Origin of the sequence: Xanthobacter autotrophicus ATCC 700552, from assembly GCF_043194565.1 — a bacterium.
GTDB classification, from domain to species: domain Bacteria; phylum Pseudomonadota; class Alphaproteobacteria; order Rhizobiales; family Xanthobacteraceae; genus Xanthobacter; species Xanthobacter autotrophicus_F.
The window spans coordinates 1-17,633 of the sequence record NZ_JBAFVS010000006.1 but is presented as its reverse complement, the minus strand read 5'-3'; the positions used below and the strand labels follow the sequence as shown (position 1 = coordinate 17,633).

The window sequence follows — 17,633 nt, the reverse complement described above, 5'->3', positions numbered from 1 at the left end:
GGCCCGACCTCGGCCGCCGGCTGCGTTGCGGGCGGGGCGGGTGCGTGCTCTACCTTGGGGCTCCTGCCCGGATCTGCCCCCCATGCCCCCCGATATGTCCCGAACCGATGGGCCCCTCGGCCCGCGCGACTTCGTTCTTTACGGCGTGTGCGTACTGATCTTCGGCTCGGGCTGGCTGCCGTTGAAGCTCCAGCTGGGCGTGGTGGCGCCGGAAGTGTCGGGCACCTGGCGCTTCCTCGTCGCCACCCTCGCCATGCTGGTGTTCGTAATCGTCACCCGCGCCCCGCTTGCCTTCAAGGCGCGCGACCATCTGCTGTTCGCGGGCCTCGGGGCGACCTTGTTCTCGCTGAACTTCCTGTTCTTCTACTATGCCGGCTATCACCTGCCGTCCGGGCTGATGTCGGTGATCTTCTCCCTCTCGGCCATCCTCATTCCCCTGTTCTCGGCGCTGTTCCTGCGCGTGCCCATGCGGCGGCAGATCCTGCTGGGCGCCTTGGCGGGCGTCGCCGGCACCGCGCTGGTGTTCGGGCCGAGCCTTGCGGACGGGCGGGGCATCCATGGCGCGGGGGTGGGGCTGGCGCTGGGCGTCGCCGGGACGGTGAGCTTTTCGTTCGGCAGCCTGCTGTCGGGGGTGGCCGGGCGGCGGGGCATTCCCATGGCGTCCACCAGCTTCTGGGGCTTTGCCTACGGCTGCCTTATCCTGTTCATCATCAGCCTGGTGCGGGGGGCGCCGTTCATGGTGGACTGGAGCGTGCGCTATCTGGGCTCGCTGGGCTTTCTGATCGTGGTGCAGACGCTGGCGGGCTTTGCCGTCTACATCCAGCTGATCCGCCGCATCGGGGCGAACCGCGCCGGCTACGGCACGGTCATGTTCCCCATCGTGGCGCTGTTCCTCTCCACCCTGTTCGAGGACTACCACTGGACGCTGACGGCGGCGGGCGGCATCGCCCTGGTGCTGGCGGGCAACCTCCTGGTGCTGCGCCAGCCGAAGCCGGCGGCCGGCTCAGGCCCGCGCGGCGCTTGAGCGGACCCCCTCCCGGTCAGGGACCGGGAGGTTACCCCTTCACGATCACCGGCATGCGGCCGGCCGGCGGGGTGTTGCGCGAGCGCTGGGAGCGCACCACGCCGTCGATGACGGTCATGCACACGCCGGGCAGGTCGCCGAGGCGCACGCTGTCCAAGAGGGTCACGCCGGGCGAATGCTGGGCCTTGTCCATCAGCACGAAATCCGCCGCCCGGCCCACCTCGATGATCCCGCAATCCAGCGCCCGCATGCGCGCGGTGTTGCCGGTGGCGAGGCAGAAGGCTTCCTCCGCCGGCAGCTCGCCGAGGGAGGACAGCATGGACACCATGCGCAAAATCCCCAGCGGCTGCACCCCCGAGCCCGCCGGCCCGTCGGTGCCGAGGATGACGCGGTTGAGGTCGCCCATCTCGCGGGCGATGCGCAGGGTGTAGAGGGCGGAGCGCTCGTTGCCGTTGTGCACCAGCTCCAGCCCGCGCTTGCAGCCCTCGCAGATGCAGCGGATCTGGCCGTCGGGCAGCGCGGTATGTCCGCCGTTGATGTGGCCCACCACGTCGGTGTCCGCCTCCAGCACCACATCCTTGTCGATGAGGCCGGAGCCGGGAATGGACGGCCCGCCGGTGTGGATGGTGGACTGGATGCCGTACTTGCGTGCCCATCCCACCATCTTGCGCGCCGTGGGGCCGTCCTTCACGCCGCCGAGGCCCACCTCGCCCAAGAGCTTCACGCCGGCGGCGGCCAGCTCCCTGAAATCGTCCTCCACCATCTCGTTCTCGATGACGGGCGCGCCCGCATGCACCTTCACCCCCGAGGGGCGGAAGGCGTCGAACGAGCGCTGGGCGGTGATGGCGAGGGCCTTCAGGCCGATCACGTCCTTGGCCCGGCCGGGATAATGCACCTCGCCCGCCGAGATCATGGTGGTGACGCCGCCGTGGAGCGAACTGTCGATCCAGTTCATCTGGCTCTGGCGCGGGGTCCAGTCCCCGGCGACGGGGTGGACGTGGCTGTCGATGAGGCCGGGGGTCAGTGTGGTGCCGTTGGCATCGATGAGGGTGGTGGCGCCTTCGGTGTCCACGTCCTTCTCGCGGCCGATGGCGGTGATGCGCCCGCCTTCCGCCACCACCGTGTCGGCATCGAGGATGGGCCGTGCAAGATCGCCGCTGAGGAGGAGGCCGATGTTGAAGATCACCAGCTTGGTGGGGCCGCCTGCGGCTGCGGGGGCATCATGGGCCATGGAAAGTCTCCGGAAGGGGCGGCCGGAAACGCGCGGGCGCACCCGGTCTTTTGTTTGTAGGCATATGAATGGTAAGCCGCCGCCCGGCGCCTGAAAACCGGGGGCGGGCAAAAATCTCACCGCTCGGCGAACGCCTTCTCGATGACGAAATGGCCGGCCTCGCCGCTGTTGCCCTCCGCGAAGCCGCGCGACGCCAGCAGCGTGCGCAGGTCGCCCATCATGGCCGGCGAGCCGCAGATCATGACGCGATCGGTGGTGGCGTCCAGCGGCGGCAGGCCCACGTCGGCGCAGAGCTTGCCGCTCTCCAGCAGCGCGGTGATGCGGCCGGTGTGGCGGAAGGGCTCGCGGGTGACGGTCGGGTAGTAGGCGAGCTTTTCGGCGATCTCTTCGCCGAGGAATTCATGGGCGGGCAGCTCGTTGGTGATGAGGTCCTCGTAGGCGAGGTCGCTCACATGCCGGCAGCCGTGCACCAGCACCACCTTCTCGAATCGCTCATAGGTCTCCGGATCGCGGATCACGGAGAGGAAGGGCGCAAGGCCGGTGCCGGTGCCCAGCAGATAGAGGGCACGGCCGGGCAGGAGATTGTCGAGCACCAGCGTGCCGGTGGCCTTGCGGCCGACGATGATCTTGTCGCCCTCATTGATGTGCTGGAGGCGCGAGGTCAAAGGCCCGTTCGGCACCTTGATGGAGAAGAATTCCAGCGTGTCGGCCCAGCTCGGGCTCACCACCGAATAGGCGCGCAGGAGCGGGCGTCCCTCCACCTTCAGGCCGATCATGGTGAATTCGCCGGTGCGGAACCGGAAGCCGGGATCGCGCGTGGTGGTGAAGCTGAACAGGCGGTCGGTCCAGTGATGGACGCTGAGTATCTGTTCCTCGAAGAAATTGCTGCTCATGTTCAAGTCTCTGGCGGGGTCTTTGGCAGGTCTCGGGTTCAGCTGCTGCGGCGCGGGTACACTGCCAGATTGTTTGTGTACAAATGAAAATAGGGCGATGGGGCGGGGGCTGTCAACGGCTGGAGCGGCTTGGGATTGCGGAGCTTTTGGGCGCGGGTGCGGGAATTTTGGGCAGGGCCACGGGGGTTCGCTGCGCCACGACCGGCCTGCCCCCTCCCCAGCCCTCCCCCGCACGCGGGAGAGGGGGCCTGCCGCTTCTCACCGCCGTCGCCCTCTGGCTTGACCGGACGGCCCATCTCTCCGCCCGTCCCGGCCCCCGCCGCTTTGTCCCGGCGGAGTCATGGGCCGTCCGGTCAAGCCGGACGGCGACGGTGCTCTGTCGCTTTAAGGCTCTGCCCCCTCCCCAGCCCTCCCGCGTGCGCGGGAGAGGGGGCGGGCCGCTTCTCACCGTCGTCGCCCTCCGGCTTGACCGGAGGGCCCATCTCTCCGCTCGTCCCGGCCCGCGCCGCCTTGTCCCGGCGGGGGCATGGGCCGTCCGGTCAAGTCGGACGGCGACGGGGTGCAATGGCCTTAAGCTCCACATTAACCGCTCCAGCGCAGCAACATCGCCGCAGGCGCCGCATCACCCTCACCGCGTCGGCGTCGCCCGCAGGCGTGCCACGGTCTGCGCCAGCCCGTCCCACGCCGGTGCATCGGGGGCGAATTTCGCGCGCATGTAGCGCACGAGGTCAGCCACCTGCGCGTCATTGAGGCTGTCGCGGAAGGCGGGCATGTCGCCCAGCGCGGGCGCGGCGGGAGCGGGGATGCCCTCCAGGATCACCCGGATGAGGTTGTCCGGCAGCGCCGCATGCACATTGGTGTTGAGCGCCAGCGCCGGCCGCGCGCCGAACAGGGTCGGCCCCTCCGGCGCATGGCAGGCAGCGCACGCGCCCTCGAACAGGCGGCCGCCCACGCTGTCCATGGGCCGCAGGGAGCCTTCCGCCTTCGCCTCCAGCGTCGCGGCGGCCACGGCGGCATCGGCGCTGGCGGGGCCGGCGAAGCTGGCGAGATAAATCGCCATGGCGCGGATGTCGGCGTCCGGCAGGTGGGCGAGTTCCTGCACCACCGGCGCCATGGGGCCGGCCGCCGTGCCATGGAAACGCGAGAAGCCGGTGCGCAGATAGGTGTAAAGCTCGTCCTCGCTCCACGGAATGGGCGCCTTCGAGAGCGCGGTGAGGGCCGGGGCCTCCCAGCCGTCCGCGACCCCGCCGGCGAGGTACGCCGCGCCGCCCTTTTCCGCGCCCAGAAGGTTGCGCGGCGTGTGGCAGGCGCCGCAATGGCCCAGCCCCTCCACCAGATAGCGCCCCCGGTTCCACTGGGGCGATTGCCCCGCCTCCGCCTGAAGTTGGCCGGGGGTGAGGAACAACAGGTTCCAGCCGGCCATCAGCGGGCGGATGTTGAAGGGGAAGGTCATGCGGTTTTCGGGCGGGCGCGCCTTCACCGGGGCTTGCGACATGAGGAAGGCGTAGAGCGCCTGCATGTCGGCATCGTTGACGCGGGTGAAGGCGGTGTAGGGAAAGGCGGGGTAGAGGTGGCGCCCGTCGCGGCCGATGCCCTCGCGCATGGCCCGCTCGAAGGCAGCATAGGACCAGGCGCCGATGCCGGTTTCCACGTCCGGGGTGAGATTGGTGGAATAGATCGTGCCGAAGGGCGTGTGCAGTGCTCGCCCGCCGGCATTGGCGATGCCGCCGTCCGCCGTGTGGCAGACGGCGCAATCGCCCAGCGCCGCGAGGATTTTTCCGCGCGCGATCATCTCGGCGGAGAAGGAGGCCGGGTCCGGCGCGGCGATGGGCGCAATGGCGCCACGGATGGGCAAAGCCAGCGTCGCCATGCCCAGCGCACCGGCGAGAGCCGCCCCGGCCATGGCGAACCACGGGCGGCGGCGCTTTTCCTTCACCGGCGTCGGCGGCGCCTCTCCCGACAAAGCGGCGCGCACCCGGTCCGGCGTGAAGGGCGGTTCGCGCAGGCGCACGCCGGTGGCATCGAAAATGGCGTTGGCGATGGCCGCCGCGCTCGGCACCGAGGCGGATTCCCCCGAGCCCAGGGGCGGATCATCCGGCCGCGGCATCAGCACCACGTTGATGACAGGCACTTCCGGGAAGGTGAGGATGGGGTAGGCGCCCCATTCCCGGCTGGTGACGGCTTTGTCGTCGAACGTCACCTGCTCCTTCAGCGCCCGGGAGGTGGACTGGATGACATTGCCGTGGATCTGGTGCTCGATGCCCGCCGGGTTAATCATGAGCCCGGAATCCTGGCCCACCACCACGCGCTTCACCGCCACGTCGCCGGTGCGCTTGTTCACCTCCACCTCGGCCACCCAGGCGGACCAGGCGGCGCCATAGCCGGGGAATTTGGAGTGCACATAAAGGGCATAGGCGAAGCCCTGGCCGCGCACCACGTCGCCCTCCACCACCTCCATGCGCGGGGCGGTGCGCTTCTCCCAGCCGGCGCGGGCGGCGGTGGCCTTCACCAGCTCGGCGGCGCGGGCGTCGTGGAGGTGGCGCAGGCGATAATCCACCGGGTCCACGCCCGCCGCCGCCGCCAGCTCGTCCATATAGCTCTCGTGGGCGAAGCTGTTGGGCAGGGCGGAGACGCCCCGCAACCATGCCGCCCGCACGAGGGGCGCCACATCATCCACCGTGACGCGCATGTGGTCGTAGGCATAGGGCGGGATGGCGGTGCGGTCGCCCATCTCGAACACGGGATTGTCCGCCGGCACCCGTCCCGTCAGCAGCAGCGCCAGCGTCACCGCTGCGTTGGAGGGATAGCGGGTGTTGAAGTCATAGGCCGCGGGGGTGCCGTCGGCATTGATGCCACCCTTCACCTGCATGAGCTGGGCGGCACCCTTGGGCTCCCACGCATGCTCCTGCTCCCGGGTCAGCTGCACCCGAACCGGACGGCCCACGGCGCGCGACAGCAGGGCCGCGTCGGCGGCCACGTCGTCGGCGCAATTGCGGCCGTAGCAGCCGGCGGCCTCGAAGCGCAGGATCTCCACCGCCTCTTCGGGCAGGCCCAGCAGCAGGGCGATATCCATGCGCAGGGGATAGGGGTTCTGCGTGCCGGCCCAGATGGTGGCGCCGTCCTCGCGCACGTCCGCCACCGCGCAGGACGGGCCGATGGAGGCGTGCATCTGGTAGGGCCACACATAGGTGCGGTCGAGGATCTGCGCGGCGTCCGCACGGGCGGCGTCGGGGTCGCCGCGCTCCAGCAGCGTGCGCCGGTTCTCCGCCGGGATCGCGCGCAGGGCGTTTTCCACATGGTCGAGGTCGGGGAGGGTGGGGGTGGGCTTCCATTCCACCTTCAGGCGGCGGGCGGCCTCGGCGGCCTGCTCCTCCCGCTCGGCGACGACGCCCACGAAATCGCCCATGGTGACCACCGCCACCACGCCGGGAATGTGGGCCACCGAGGCCTCGTCCACCTTGATGAGGCTCTTGCCGACGAAGTCGCCGGCATCGATGCCGGCATAGGGCGGGCGCACCACCCGGCCATGCAGCATGCCGGGCACGCGCACGTCGTGCACATAGGTGAAGGTGCCCGTGGCCTTGGCCGGGATATCCACCCGCGGCACCCGCCGGCCGACGATGCGGTGGGCGCTGGCCGGCTTCACCGCCACGTCGTCGGCGAGGATCAGCCGCTCGGCGCGGCCCTTCAGCAGGTCGGCATAGGTGAGGCCGGCATTGCCGCCGTCGCGTGGGCGGATGATGCCGTCCTCCACCTCCAGCGCATCGGCGGGCAGGCCGAGCGCTTGGGCCGCCAGCGCCACCAGATGATGGCGGGCTTGCGCGGCGGCGCGGCGCAGGGGCTGGGCCGAGACCTGGATGGAATCGGAGGCGATGGTGGCGCCCTGGTTGGGCGCAAGGCCGGTATGGCCGAGCACCATGGTGACGCGCTCCAGCGCCACGTCCAGCTCCTCGGCCACGATCTGGGCGAGCGCGGTGCGGATGCCGGTGCCAAGATCCACATGGCCGTTGAAGGCGGTGACGGCGCCGGTGTCGTCCACCAGCAGGAATAGGTCGAGGGCGCCGTCGCGCGGCATGGCGCTGCGCTGGAGGCCGGCCACCGACTGGGCCGGCCGCAGCACGCAGAGAGTGCCGGAGGCGGCGAGGATCTGGTCCTTGTCCGGGTGCGGCTCGCTCATTCGGATGCCTCCCCATGGGCGGCGCGCATCACCGCGCGCAGGATCTCCACATGGGTCCCGCAGCGGCACAGATTGTAGCGCAGGGCGGCGCGAACCTCGTCTTCCGTGGGCGCGGGAGTGCGGGCGAGGAAGGCGACGGTGGTCATGATCATGCCGTTGAGGCAGTAGCCGCACTGGGCCGCCTGCTCGGCGATGAAGGCGGCCTGCACCGGGTGGAGCGCTTCAAGGGTGCCGAGGCCTTCCAGCGTGGTGATGGCGCGCCCCTCCGCCGTGCCCAGGGTGGTGACGCAGGAGCGGGCGGCGACGCCGTCCATGAGCACGGTGCAGGCCCCGCACTCCCCCAGCCCGCAGCCGAACTTGGGGCCGTTGAGGCCCAGGTCGTTGCGCAGCACATGGATGAGGGGCGTGGAGCGGGGCAGCGCGAAGTCGTGCGCTGTTCCATTCACCTGAAGTTGAACCGGCTCGGACATCTTCGCTTCGGTCCGTCCTCGGACGTGCCAGTGTAGGCGACGCGGCAGGCGCCACGCGTGTCTGGATTGTTTCTATACGAATGATCCTGCGTCAAGCGCGTATGACGCACAAATGCGCGGCGCCGGGCACCGCCGAAACCGCCGCCGTGCCGGGGGCGATGCCTGTGGCCGCAAGAGGATAGGACAGGTCTGCTGCCTCTTCAGGCGGCATGCCTCATCGTTGTGCTTGACACTTCGGGCCGCGCCTTTTTCATTAGTGTACATATGAAAACGAAATCGCCCCTCCGGTTGTCCGCAGGGGCCGGAGCCCGCCCTTCATGGCGCAGAACATCCAAGGCGACGCCTCAGGCCAGACCCCCGTCGCCGCATCGGCTGGCGACGACAAGATCCGCTGCGATGCCTGCCCGGTCATGTGCTACATCAAGCCCGGCAACACCGGCGCGTGTGATCGCTACGCCAACCGCGCCGGCGAGCTGATCCGCGTCGATCCCCATGTCGTCCTCGACCGCACGCTGGAGCAGGGCGGCAAGGTGGTGCCCTTCGATCGCGGCGGCGACTGGGACGGCCGCCTCGTCGCCGATGGCGGCACCTTCGTGACCGCGGTGGGCTCCGGCACCACCTATCCCGACTACAAGCCCGCGCCCTTCATCGTCTCCGCGCAGGTGGACGGCGTGGACATGGTGACCGTGGTCACCGAGGGCATTTTTTCCTATGCCGGCGTGAAGGTGAAGATCGACACCGACCGCTTCCTCGGCCCGGAGCAGGCCACCGTGCGCGTGGCCGGCGAGCCGGTGGGCCATGTCACCACCTCTGAATACGGCTCGCAGATGCTGTCGCTGGGCGGGGTGCACCACCTCACCGGCGGGGCCAAGAAGGAAGGCCGCGTCACCTGCGAGGCGCTGCTGGACCTGTGCAATGCCAAGCCGGTGGAACTCACCGTGGATGACGGCGCCACCCTCATCGTGCAGGCGGGCCACGCGCCCATCGTCAATGGCGGGCAGGAAGAGCGCATGCGGGTGGGCTGCGGCTCCGCCACCATCGGCATGTTCGCGCGGCAATGGTTCGGCAAGGTGGACGAGGTGGTGGTGGTGGACGACCACATCACCGGCGTCCTCTCCGAGCATCAGGCCGGCAAGCTTCTGGGCGTGCGCGAGACCGGCATCCGCATGAAGGGCCGCCGCTCCACCCCCGGCCGCTATTTCCAGGTGGCCGAGCCGGGCCTCGGCTGGGGCGGCACCAATATTTCCGATCCCCTCTCCATCCTCGGCGCGTTCGATGCCAAGACGGCGTGGCCCGGCCTGCGGCTGCTGCTGGTGTCCACCACCGGCGAGCATTTCGGCTATTACGTGCTCGACGAAAACCTGATGCCGCGCGAGGCTGAGGTCCCGGCGGATCTGGCCCCCTCCGTGGAGCGCATCCGCGAGAATTGCGAGCCGGCGCTGTCTTCCGTGCTGTTCATGGCGGGGGCGGGCGGCTCCCTGCGCGCGGGCGTCACGGAAAATCCGGTGCGGCTCACCCGCTCGGTGAAGGAGGCCATCACCCGCGTCACCTGCGGCGGGGCGCCGGTCTATGTCTGGCCGGGCGGCGGCATCACCTTCATGGTGGATGTGACGCGGGTGCCGGAAAACGCCTTCGGCTATGTGCCCACCCCCGCCCTCGTGGCGCCCATCGAGTTCACGCTGACGCTGGAGGCCTATGCGGCGCTGGGCGGGCACATGGACCATGTGCGGCCGGTCAGCTCCATCCTCGATCGCGACAGCGTGCGGGAAGTGGCGCCCATCGGCGATAATCCCTGGCCCTTCGCGGCGCGCGGGCAGGGGTGACCGCCATGCGCACCGCTGCCCTCTCTGCCCCGACCGTTGCCCCGCCCGCGCCGCCGCGCGCGCCGCAGGTGGCATTGCTTCAGGACGGGCGCCGGCTGCATCTGAACGATGGTCCCATCGACCTCGTCATCGAGGCCAGCGGCGATGCGCGGCAGGTGGCGGCGGCCTATCGGGCGGCGGTGGTGCGCTTCACCGGACTGCTGGATGCGCTGTGCGCGGAGCTACCTTTGCTGCGTCGTCCCGCCCATCCGGGGGCCTGCCCGCTGGAGGGGCGCGTGGCCCGGCGCATGTGGGAGGCGGTGAAGCCCCACGCGCGGGCCGGCTTCATCACCCCCATGGCGGCGGTGGCCGGCGCGGTGGCCGAGGAGGTGCTGGAGGCGCTGGTTTTGCCCGGCATCACCCGCGCCCATGTGAACAATGGCGGCGACATCGCTCTTTTTCTGGCGCCGGGGGCCGACTATGTGGCCGGCCTCGTGGATCGCCCGGACCGGCCCCGCCTCATCGGCACGGCGCGGGTGGGCGCCGACAGCGCGGTGCGCGGCATCGCCACCTCGGGCTGGCGCGGGCGCAGCTTTTCCCTCGGCATCGCGGATGCCGTCACCGTGCTCGCCTCCACCGCCGCGGCGGCGGATGCGGCGGCGACCGTCATCGCCAATGCGGTGAACCTGCCCGGCCATCCCGGCATCGCCCGCATCGCCGCCCGCGACGTGCAGAGCGACAGCGACCTCGGCCCGCTGAAGGTGACGCGCGCCGTGCCGCAGCTTTCCCCCGCCGAGATCGACGAGGCGCTGGCCGAGGGCCTTGCCTGCGCCTGCGCTTTGGTGGCGCGGGGCCTCATCTCGTCCGCCGCCCTGCATCTGCAGGGCGTGAGCGTCTCCACCGATCCGGCCGACGGAACGTTTGCCGGCCGCCCTTTTTTGTCCCTCGCCCGCCAACAAGAAAGCGAAGCAGCTCATGCCTGAGGTGAAGATCCGCAAGCAGGTCCGGATCGTGGAGGAGATCTTCCACGAAGGCGGCCCCGTCGCCGCCACGCCGCGCCGTCGCGCCGCCATCGTCACGGTCATCGAGAACCCCTATGCCGGCCGCTACGTGGAGGACATCGCGCCCTTCATGGAGGATCTGAAGCCGCTGGGCGTCGCCATGGCGAAGGAGCTGGTGGTGGCCCTTGGCGGTGATCCGGCGGCCGTGGACGGCTATGGCAAGGGCGCCATCGTGGGCGCCGCCGGCGAGATCGAGCACGGCGCCCTGTGGCATGTGCCCGGCGGCTACGCCATGCGCGAGGCGCTGGGCGACGCTCTGGCCATCGTGCCCTCCACCAAGAAGGTGGGCGGGCCGGGCACCCGCCTCGACGTGCCGGTGACACATAGCAATGCTTCCTATGTGAGGAGCCATTTCGACGCCATGGAAGTCGGCGTGTCCGACGCCCCCAGGGCCGACGAGATCGCCCTGGTGCTGGTGATGACCTGCGGGCCGCGCGTCCATGCCCGCGTGGGCGGCCTCGCGGCGGCGGACATCTCGAAGGGGGACGGCCTGCGATGAGCGCGAAAATCCGCAAGATCGTCACCATCGTGGAGGAGACGGCGACCGAGATGGGCCGTCCCGTTTCCCCGCCCACCCGGCGGGCGGCGGCGGTGGCGGTGATCGAGAACCCGTTCGCCGGGCGCTATGTGGAAGACCTTTCCGACCTCATCGCCATGGGCGAGGAACTGGGCGGCCTGCTGGCGGCACGCGCCGTGGCGGCGCTGGGCATCGAGGGGCCGGCGGCCCAGAGCTATGGCAAGGCCGCGCTCGTGGGCGAGAACGGCGAGCTGGAGCACGCCGCCGCGCTGCTCCACCCCAAGATGGGCGCGCCGGTGCGCGCGGTGCTGGGCACCGGCGCGGCGCTCATTCCCTCATCCAAGCGGCGGGGCGGCCTGGGCGCCGAGCTGGACATTCCTTTGGGACACAAGGACGCTGCCTTCGTGCGCAGCCATTTCGACGGCATGCAGGTGAGCATTTCCGATGCGCCACGCGCGGGCGAGATCGTGGTGGCGGTGGCAGTCACCGATTCCGGCCGGCCGCTGCCGCGCGTGGGCGGGCTGAAGGCGGACGAGATCAAGGGTGAGGACGGCTTGCGCTGAGGTGAGCCGCGCCGTCTGTGGTGCAGGACTTCGGATCAAGAGGGGAACAGCACATGAAGAAACTCATCGGTATGACTTTGGGGGCGACCTTCGCCGCCGTTCTCCTTGCTTCCGGCGCCGCCCGTGCGCTGGAAGGGGAGATCAAGGTGGGCGAGATCAATTCCTATTCGGCGCTGCCCGCCTTCACCGAGCCCTATCGCAAGGGCATGGAACTGGCGCTGAAGGAGATCAACGACGCCGGCGGCATCAAGGGCAAGAAGCTGGTCATCATCTCCAAGGATGACGGCGGCAAGCCCGCCGACGCCCTCACCGCCGCCAACGAGCTGGTGTCGCGCGACGGCGTGGTGATGATTTCCGGCGGCTTCCTCTCCAACGTGGGCCTCGCGCTCGCGGACTTCGCCAAGCAGAAGCAGGTGGTCTATATCGCCGCCGAGCCGCTGACCGACGCCATCGTCTGGTCGAAGGGCAACGACTACACCTTCCGCCTGCGCACCTCCAACTATATGCAGGCCGCCATGCTGGCGGAGGAAGCGGCAAAGCTTCCCGCCAAGACATGGGCCACCATCGCCCCCAATTATGAATTCGGCCAGTCGTTCGTGGCGGTGTTCAAGGAGCTTTTGAAGAAGAAGCGCCCGGACGTGGAGTTCGTGGCCGAGCAGTGGCCGCCGCTGGGCAAGATCGACGCCGGCCCGGTGCTGCAGGCCATCGACGCCGCCAAGCCCGACGCCATCCTCAACGCCACCTTCGCCGGCGACCTGGTGAAGCTGGTGCGCGAGGGCAATACCCGCGGCATCTTCAAGGACCGCGCGGTGGTGAGCTATCTCACCGGCGAGCCGGAATATCTCGACCCGCTGAAGACCGAGACGCCGGAAGGCTGGATCGTCACCGGCTATCCCTGGTACGCCATCAAGACCGCCGAGCATCAGGCGTTCCTGGATGCTTACCAGCAGCTCCACAAGGACTATCCGCGCCTCGGCTCCATCGTCGGCTACTCGACGGTGAAGTCCATCGCCGCGGTGCTCAAGGCCACCGACGACCACACCACCGGCGGCATCGTCAAGGCCATGAAGAACCTGAAGGTTTCCACCCCCTTCGGCGACATTGTCTATCGCGCGGGTGACCACCAGTCGACCATGGGCGCCTATATTGGCACCACCAGCCAGCAGGACGGCAAGGGCGTGATGGTGAACTTCACCTTCAAGCCCGGCGCCGACTACCTGCCCCCCGAAGCCGAAGCCGCCAAGCTGCGCCCGGCGAACTGAGGGCGGGCGGGGCCCTCCCCCTCTCCCGCTTGCGGGGGAGGGCCGGGGAGGGGGCAGGGCCTCTCCATCAAGCAGTGTGCCGGCGGGTAGCGCCGCATTCCCCCACCCCAACCCTCCCCCGCACGCGGGAGAGGGGGCAGGGCGGGATAGCACCGATAGCGCGCTCGAGGGCTGAAGGCGGCGCGCCTGGGCGCGAGGCGATGGGGCCGGCGGGCTGGAAAACGCCGGACCTCTCCCTCTCCCGCTTGCGGGGGAGGGCCGGGGAGGGGGCAGGCCCTCTCCATCAAGCAGTGTGCCGGCGGGTAGCGTCGCATTCCCCCACCCAACCCTCCCCCGCACGCGGGAGCGGGGGCAGGGCGGGACTGAAAACCAAAGGCCAGGGCGCCCGCGCCCTTGCCGCAAGACACGCCGCCCTCGACGGCGGTAGGTCCAAGAACAATACCCCTTCCAGGCCGGTGAACGAGAGGCAAGACAAGTGGAATTCCTGTTGGTCCAGGCCCTGAGCGGGCTCGCCAGCGCCGCGTCGCTGTTTCTGGTGGCGTCGGGCCTGTCGATCATCTTCGGCGTGACGCGCATCGTGAACTTCGCGCATGGCGCCTTCTACATGCTGGGCGCTTACGTGGCCTATGTGCTCACCACGCGCTTTGCCGGCCCCATGGGCTTCTGGGGCGCGATCCTCGCCGCCTCGGTCATCGTGGCCGCCATGGGCGCGCTGATGGAAATGGTGCTGCTGCGCCGCATCTATCATGCGCCGGAACTGTTCCAATTGCTCGCCACCTTCGGCGTGACGCTGATGGTGCAGGACCTCGTGGTGGTGATCTTCGGGCCGGAAGACCTGCTCGGCCCGCGGGCCCCCGGCCTTGCCGGCGCGGTGAGCCTGTTCGGCCGCATGGTGCCCACCTACGATCTGTTCCTGATGGTGCTCGGCCCGGTGGTGCTCGGCGCCCTGTGGCTGCTGTTCCACCAGACCCGATGGGGCGTGCTGGTGCGCGCGGCGACGCAGGACCGCGAGATGGTGGCGGCCCTCGGCGTGAACCAGAAATGGCTGTTCACCGGCGTGTTCGCGCTGGGCGTCTTCCTCGCCGCGCTGGGCGGCGCGTTGCAGATCCCGCGCACCACGGTCACCCACACCATGGACCTCTCCATCATCGTCGAGGTGTTCGTGGTGGTGGTCATCGGCGGGCTGGGCTCGGTGCTGGGGGCGTTCGTGGCCGCCGTCATCGTGGCGGAACTGAACGCCTTCGGCATTCTCATCCTGCCCCAGATCTCGCTCATCATGGTGTTCCTGGTGATGGCGGTGGTGCTGGTGGTGCGGCCATGGGGCCTGTTCGGCAAGGCCGAGAGCGCGCCGCGCCCGCCCGCCGGCCTCACCATCCGCCCGTGGCGGCCGTTCTCCACCGCCGAGCGGGTGGCGGTGGCCGTGGCGGTGGCCGCGGTGGCGACGCTGCCCTTCTTCCTCGGCAATTATGCCCTCACCGTGGGCGCGGAAATCCTCATCTTCGTGCTGTTCGCCGCCAGCCTGCATTTCATCATGACCGTGGGCGGCCTCGCCTCCTTCGGCCATGCCGCCTATTTCGGCCTCGGCGCCTATGGCGCGGCCTTCATGGTGAAGTTCCTCGGCGCGCCCATGGAGGCGGCGCTCCTCGTCGGCCCGGCCCTGGGGCTGGTGGGGGCGGTGCTGTTCGGCTGGTTCTGCGTGCGGCTGTCGGGCGTCTATTTCGCCATGCTGACGCTGGCGTTCGCGCAGATCGCCTGGTCCATCGCCTTCCAGTGGGTGGACGTGACCGGGGGCGACAACGGCCTTCTGGGCATTTGGCCGTCGGCGTGGGCGGCCCGGCCCCAGGGCTTCTTCTGGCTGGCGCTGGCGGTGGCGGTGATCGGGGTCGGCCTGCTGCGCATGCTGGTGTTCTCGCCCTTCGGCTACGGGTTGAGGGCGGTGCGTGACAGCACCCTGCGTGCCGAGGCCATCGGGCTTGATCGGGCGCGGCTGCAATGGGCCGCCTTCGTGGTGGCCGGCACCTTCGCCGGCGTGGCCGGAGCGCTCTACGCCTTCCTGAAGGGCTCGGTATTCCCGGACTTCATGGGTATCCCGACCTCGGTGGACGGCCTCGTCATGGTGCTGCTCGGCGGCATCGAGACGGTATCTGGCGCGGTGGTGGGGGCGGTGCTCTACAAGGCGCTCGCCATCTGGCTCATGAGCCAGACCGACCTCTCCAAGCTGGTGCTGGGGGCGGTGATCGTGGTGGTGGTGCTCGCCTTCCCGAAGGGGGTGGTGGGCTTCATCGAAGACATGCGCCACCGCTGGTTTGGACGCAGGAAACCCACGGCCGAGGCGGCGGCCATTGCGAAAGTGGAGGCCGCGCGATGAGCTTGCTGCTTCAGGTCGAAGACCTCGAAAAATCCTATGGCGGCGTCCATGCGGTGCGCGGCGTCACCTTCAGCCTTGAGGCGGGAACGCTTTTGGCGCTCATCGGCCCCAACGGGGCGGGCAAGAGCACCTGCTTCAACATGTTGAACGGCCAGATCAGGCCCGATGCCGGCACCATCCGCATCGACGGGCGCGACATCAGGGGCCTGCCGCCGCGCGCGGTGTGGCGGCTCGGGGTGGGGCGCACCTTCCAGATCACCGCCACCTTCTCCTCCATGACGGTGCGGGAAAACGTGCAGGTGGCGCTGCTCTCCTTCCATGGCCTGATCACCCGGGTGTTCGGCTTCGCCGGCACCGCCTGCCGGGCCGAGGCGGAGGGCCTGCTGGAGCTGGTGGGCCTCACCTCCCAGGCCGAGCGGCCGTGCGGGGAGCTGGCCTATGGCGACTTGAAGCGGCTGGAGCTGGCGGTGGCGCTGGCCAACCAGCCGCGCCTGCTGCTGATGGACGAGCCCACCGCCGGCATGGCCCCCAAGGAGCGGGTGGAGCTGATGCGCCTCACCGCCGAAATCGCGCGGGAGAAGGGCATCGGTGTGCTCTTCACCGAGCACGACATGGACGTGGTGTTCGAGCACGCCGACGCGGTCATGGTGCTGGACCGTGGTCAGCTCATCGCCCGCGGCACCCCGCTGGAGGTGCGCCGCAACCCACAGGTGCGCGCCATCTATCTCGGCGAGGGCCTGCTCTACGACGCCCGGCATCGCGAGGGGAGCGCCGCATGACACTCCAGATGAAACTTCAGGTCTCGAACCTCAACAGCCATTATGGCCCGGCCCACATCCTCTACGACGTGGGGCTGGAGGTGGGCGCGGGCGAAGTGGTGGCGCTGCTCGGCCGCAACGGCGCCGGCAAGAGCACCACCTTCCGCTCCATCGTGGGCCTCGTCCCCCAGCGCGCCGGCACGGTGGTGTTCGACGGGGCCGATGTCTCCGCCCTGCCCACCTATGAGATCGTCCGGCGCGGCCTCGGCTACGTGCCGGAGGACCGGCGCATCTTCAACCAGCTCACCGTGGAAGAAAATTTCATGGTGGGCCGGCAGGCGCCGCGCGAAGGCGTCGCCACCTGGAGCCCGGAACAGCTCTACGTGCTGTTCCCCAACCTCGGCGAGATGCGCAAGCGCCCCGGCGGCCAGATGAGCGGCGGCGAGCAGCAGATGCTCACCATCGGCCGCACCCTCATGGGCAATCCCTCCCTGGTGCTGCTGGACGAGCCCTCCGAGGGCCTCGCGCCCAAGATCGTGGAGCAGATGGCCGACGCCATCCTCACCATGAAGAAACAGGGGCTCTCCATCGTCATCTCGGAGCAGAACCTGCACTTCGCCAAGCTGATCTCGGATCGCGCCTACATCATCGAGAAGGGGCGCATAAGGTTCTCTGGTACCATGGCAGAGCTTGAGGCGAACCCTGAGATTCGCGACGCATATCTGGCGGTGTAGGCATGGCTCCGAGAAAGTCCGCACAGGTTAAGTCCGCACTGGAAAAGGCCGAACCGATGAAGGCCGAACCGGCGGATGCCGCGCCCGCCCGCCGCCCGGCGCGGCGCGCCAAGGCGCCGGCGCCCTATCTTCTCGACGAGCAGGTGGGCTTCATGCTGCGGCAGGTGGCGCAGCGCCATGCCACCTTGTTTGCGGCGCGCATCGGCGACGACCTCACCATGACCCAATGGGCCGCGCTGGCGAAGCTGGCGGAGACCGGCCCCTGCTCGCAGAACCTGCTGGGGCGGCACACGGCCATGGATGCGGCCACCATCAAGGGCGTGGTGGACCGCCTCGCGCGGCGCGGCTTCGTGGAGACCCGGCCGGACCCCGAGGATGCGCGGCTCCTCGTCGTGCTGCCCACGCAGGCCGGACGCGAGGCAATCGCCCGCGCCACGCCCAACGCCTTCGCCATCACGCAGGAGACGCTGGCGCCCCTCGATCCGGCCGAGCGCGCAACGCTGCTGAAGCTGCTGGCGCGGCTGCGGTAGGGGCGGCCTGCCGTCCTCCCCTCTCCCCTTGCGGGAGAGGGGTTGGGGGTGAGGGGTCCCCACCATGAGGGACCGCCAGTCCGCTCAGAACGTCGCACCACACCCCTCACCCCGGCCCTCTCCCGCAAGGGGAGAGGGGGCGACGCTTCCACCCGCTCTCGCAGAGGTCCCGCTTGCGGGGGAGGGCAGGGTGGGGGCTGGGGTGGTTTTCGCCCGTGCCCGCCGGTGCCATTTGGCCAGGGC

14 protein-coding genes are annotated in these 17,633 nt (G+C 69.6%); 10 read left to right on the top strand and 4 right to left on the bottom strand.

All coding sequences use genetic code 11. The features are described from left to right. The first annotated feature begins 82 nt into the window (after positions 1 to 82). Complete coding sequence (locus V5F48_RS08125; protein ID WP_394258292.1) at positions 83 to 1,024, top strand: DMT family transporter; 942 nt, start codon at positions 83 to 85, stop codon at positions 1,022 to 1,024. A gap of 31 nt (positions 1,025 to 1,055) precedes the next feature. Here V5F48_RS08125 and V5F48_RS08120 read toward each other — a convergent pair whose 3' ends face one another. The 4 genes from V5F48_RS08120 to V5F48_RS08105 form a co-directional block, all read right to left on the bottom strand. Beyond that, positions 1,056 to 2,255, bottom strand: coding sequence for an amidohydrolase family protein (locus V5F48_RS08120; protein WP_394258291.1), 1,200 nt, complete (start codon positions 2,253 to 2,255; stop codon positions 1,056 to 1,058). Between the two features lie 116 nt (positions 2,256 to 2,371). Then, complete coding sequence (locus V5F48_RS08115; RefSeq protein ID WP_394258290.1) at positions 2,372 to 3,148, bottom strand: ferredoxin--NADP reductase; 777 nt, start codon at positions 3,146 to 3,148, stop codon at positions 2,372 to 2,374. Positions 3,149 to 3,776: 628 nt separating this feature from the next. After that, positions 3,777 to 7,325 carry a molybdopterin cofactor-binding domain-containing protein gene (locus V5F48_RS08110; RefSeq protein ID WP_394258289.1) on the bottom strand — a complete coding sequence of 1,183 codons (3,549 nt, stop codon included), beginning with the start codon at positions 7,323 to 7,325 and terminating at the stop codon, positions 3,777 to 3,779. Next, positions 7,322 to 7,795, bottom strand: coding sequence for a (2Fe-2S)-binding protein (locus V5F48_RS08105; RefSeq protein ID WP_394108207.1), 474 nt, complete (start codon positions 7,793 to 7,795; stop codon positions 7,322 to 7,324). The genes V5F48_RS08110 and V5F48_RS08105 overlap by 4 nt, the downstream gene beginning before the upstream one ends. A 317-nt stretch (positions 7,796 to 8,112) precedes the next feature. Here V5F48_RS08105 and V5F48_RS08100 point away from each other — a divergent pair, with 317 nt between their 5' ends. The 9 genes from V5F48_RS08100 (at position 8,113) to V5F48_RS08060 (ending at position 17,390) form a co-directional block, all read left to right on the top strand. Continuing rightward, on the top strand, positions 8,113 to 9,618 hold the full coding sequence (locus tag V5F48_RS08100; RefSeq protein ID WP_394258288.1) for a 6-hydroxynicotinate reductase: 1,506 nt from the start codon (positions 8,113 to 8,115) through the stop codon (positions 9,616 to 9,618). Positions 9,619 to 9,623: 5 nt separating this feature from the next. Beyond that, positions 9,624 to 10,580, top strand: a complete 957-nt coding sequence (locus V5F48_RS08095) for a UPF0280 family protein (RefSeq protein ID WP_394258287.1) — start codon at positions 9,624 to 9,626, stop codon at positions 10,578 to 10,580. Next, the gene (locus V5F48_RS08090; RefSeq protein ID WP_394108210.1) at positions 10,573 to 11,157 is read left to right on the top strand and encodes an amino acid synthesis family protein; all 585 of its coding nucleotides are present in this window, start codon (positions 10,573 to 10,575) and stop codon (positions 11,155 to 11,157) included. The genes V5F48_RS08095 and V5F48_RS08090 overlap by 8 nt, the downstream gene beginning before the upstream one ends. Beyond that, positions 11,154 to 11,738 carry an amino acid synthesis family protein gene (locus V5F48_RS08085; protein ID WP_394258286.1) on the top strand — a complete coding sequence of 195 codons (585 nt, stop codon included), beginning with the start codon at positions 11,154 to 11,156 and terminating at the stop codon, positions 11,736 to 11,738. The genes V5F48_RS08090 and V5F48_RS08085 overlap by 4 nt, the downstream gene beginning before the upstream one ends. Positions 11,739 to 11,791: 53 nt before the next feature. Continuing rightward, positions 11,792 to 13,000 carry an ABC transporter substrate-binding protein gene (locus V5F48_RS08080; protein WP_394258285.1) on the top strand — a complete coding sequence of 403 codons (1,209 nt, stop codon included), beginning with the start codon at positions 11,792 to 11,794 and terminating at the stop codon, positions 12,998 to 13,000. A 475-nt stretch (positions 13,001 to 13,475) separates the two neighbouring features. Beyond that, the gene (locus tag V5F48_RS08075) at positions 13,476 to 15,368 is read left to right on the top strand and encodes an ABC transporter permease (RefSeq protein ID WP_394258284.1); all 1,893 of its coding nucleotides are present in this window, start codon (positions 13,476 to 13,478) and stop codon (positions 15,366 to 15,368) included. Beyond that, entirely contained in the window at positions 15,365 to 16,147 is a 783-nt protein-coding gene (locus tag V5F48_RS08070; protein ID WP_394258283.1) for an ABC transporter ATP-binding protein, read from the top strand. The genes V5F48_RS08075 and V5F48_RS08070 overlap by 4 nt, the downstream gene beginning before the upstream one ends. 8 nt (positions 16,148 to 16,155) lie before the next feature. Then, positions 16,156 to 16,860 carry an ABC transporter ATP-binding protein gene (locus V5F48_RS08065; protein WP_394108393.1) on the top strand — a complete coding sequence of 235 codons (705 nt, stop codon included), beginning with the start codon at positions 16,156 to 16,158 and terminating at the stop codon, positions 16,858 to 16,860. 56 nt (positions 16,861 to 16,916) lie between these two features. Next, entirely contained in the window at positions 16,917 to 17,390 is a 474-nt protein-coding gene (locus V5F48_RS08060; protein WP_394258282.1) for a MarR family winged helix-turn-helix transcriptional regulator, read from the top strand. The last annotated feature ends 243 nt before the right edge of the window (positions 17,391 to 17,633 follow it).

Excerpts from the sequence above, each read along its gene's own strand:
- V5F48_RS08125 (WP_394258292.1), top strand. The coding sequence starts at position 83 with ATGCCCCCCGATATGTCCCGAACCGATGGGCCCCTCGGCCCGCGCGAC.
- V5F48_RS08120 (WP_394258291.1), bottom strand. The coding sequence starts at position 2,255 with ATGGCCCATGATGCCCCCGCAGCCGCAGGCGGCCCCACCAAGCTGGTG.
- V5F48_RS08115 (WP_394258290.1), bottom strand. The coding sequence starts at position 3,148 with ATGAGCAGCAATTTCTTCGAGGAACAGATACTCAGCGTCCATCACTGG.
- V5F48_RS08110 (WP_394258289.1), bottom strand. The coding sequence starts at position 7,325 with ATGAGCGAGCCGCACCCGGACAAGGACCAGATCCTCGCCGCCTCCGGC.
- V5F48_RS08105 (WP_394108207.1), bottom strand. The coding sequence starts at position 7,795 with ATGTCCGAGCCGGTTCAACTTCAGGTGAATGGAACAGCGCACGACTTC.
- V5F48_RS08100 (WP_394258288.1), top strand. The coding sequence starts at position 8,113 with ATGGCGCAGAACATCCAAGGCGACGCCTCAGGCCAGACCCCCGTCGCC.
- V5F48_RS08095 (WP_394258287.1), top strand. The coding sequence starts at position 9,624 with ATGCGCACCGCTGCCCTCTCTGCCCCGACCGTTGCCCCGCCCGCGCCG.
- V5F48_RS08090 (WP_394108210.1), top strand. The coding sequence starts at position 10,573 with ATGCCTGAGGTGAAGATCCGCAAGCAGGTCCGGATCGTGGAGGAGATC.
- V5F48_RS08085 (WP_394258286.1), top strand. The coding sequence starts at position 11,154 with ATGAGCGCGAAAATCCGCAAGATCGTCACCATCGTGGAGGAGACGGCG.
- V5F48_RS08080 (WP_394258285.1), top strand. The coding sequence starts at position 11,792 with ATGAAGAAACTCATCGGTATGACTTTGGGGGCGACCTTCGCCGCCGTT.
- V5F48_RS08070 (WP_394258283.1), top strand. The coding sequence starts at position 15,365 with ATGAGCTTGCTGCTTCAGGTCGAAGACCTCGAAAAATCCTATGGCGGC.
- V5F48_RS08065 (WP_394108393.1), top strand. The coding sequence starts at position 16,156 with ATGAAACTTCAGGTCTCGAACCTCAACAGCCATTATGGCCCGGCCCAC.
- V5F48_RS08060 (WP_394258282.1), top strand. The coding sequence starts at position 16,917 with ATGAAGGCCGAACCGGCGGATGCCGCGCCCGCCCGCCGCCCGGCGCGG.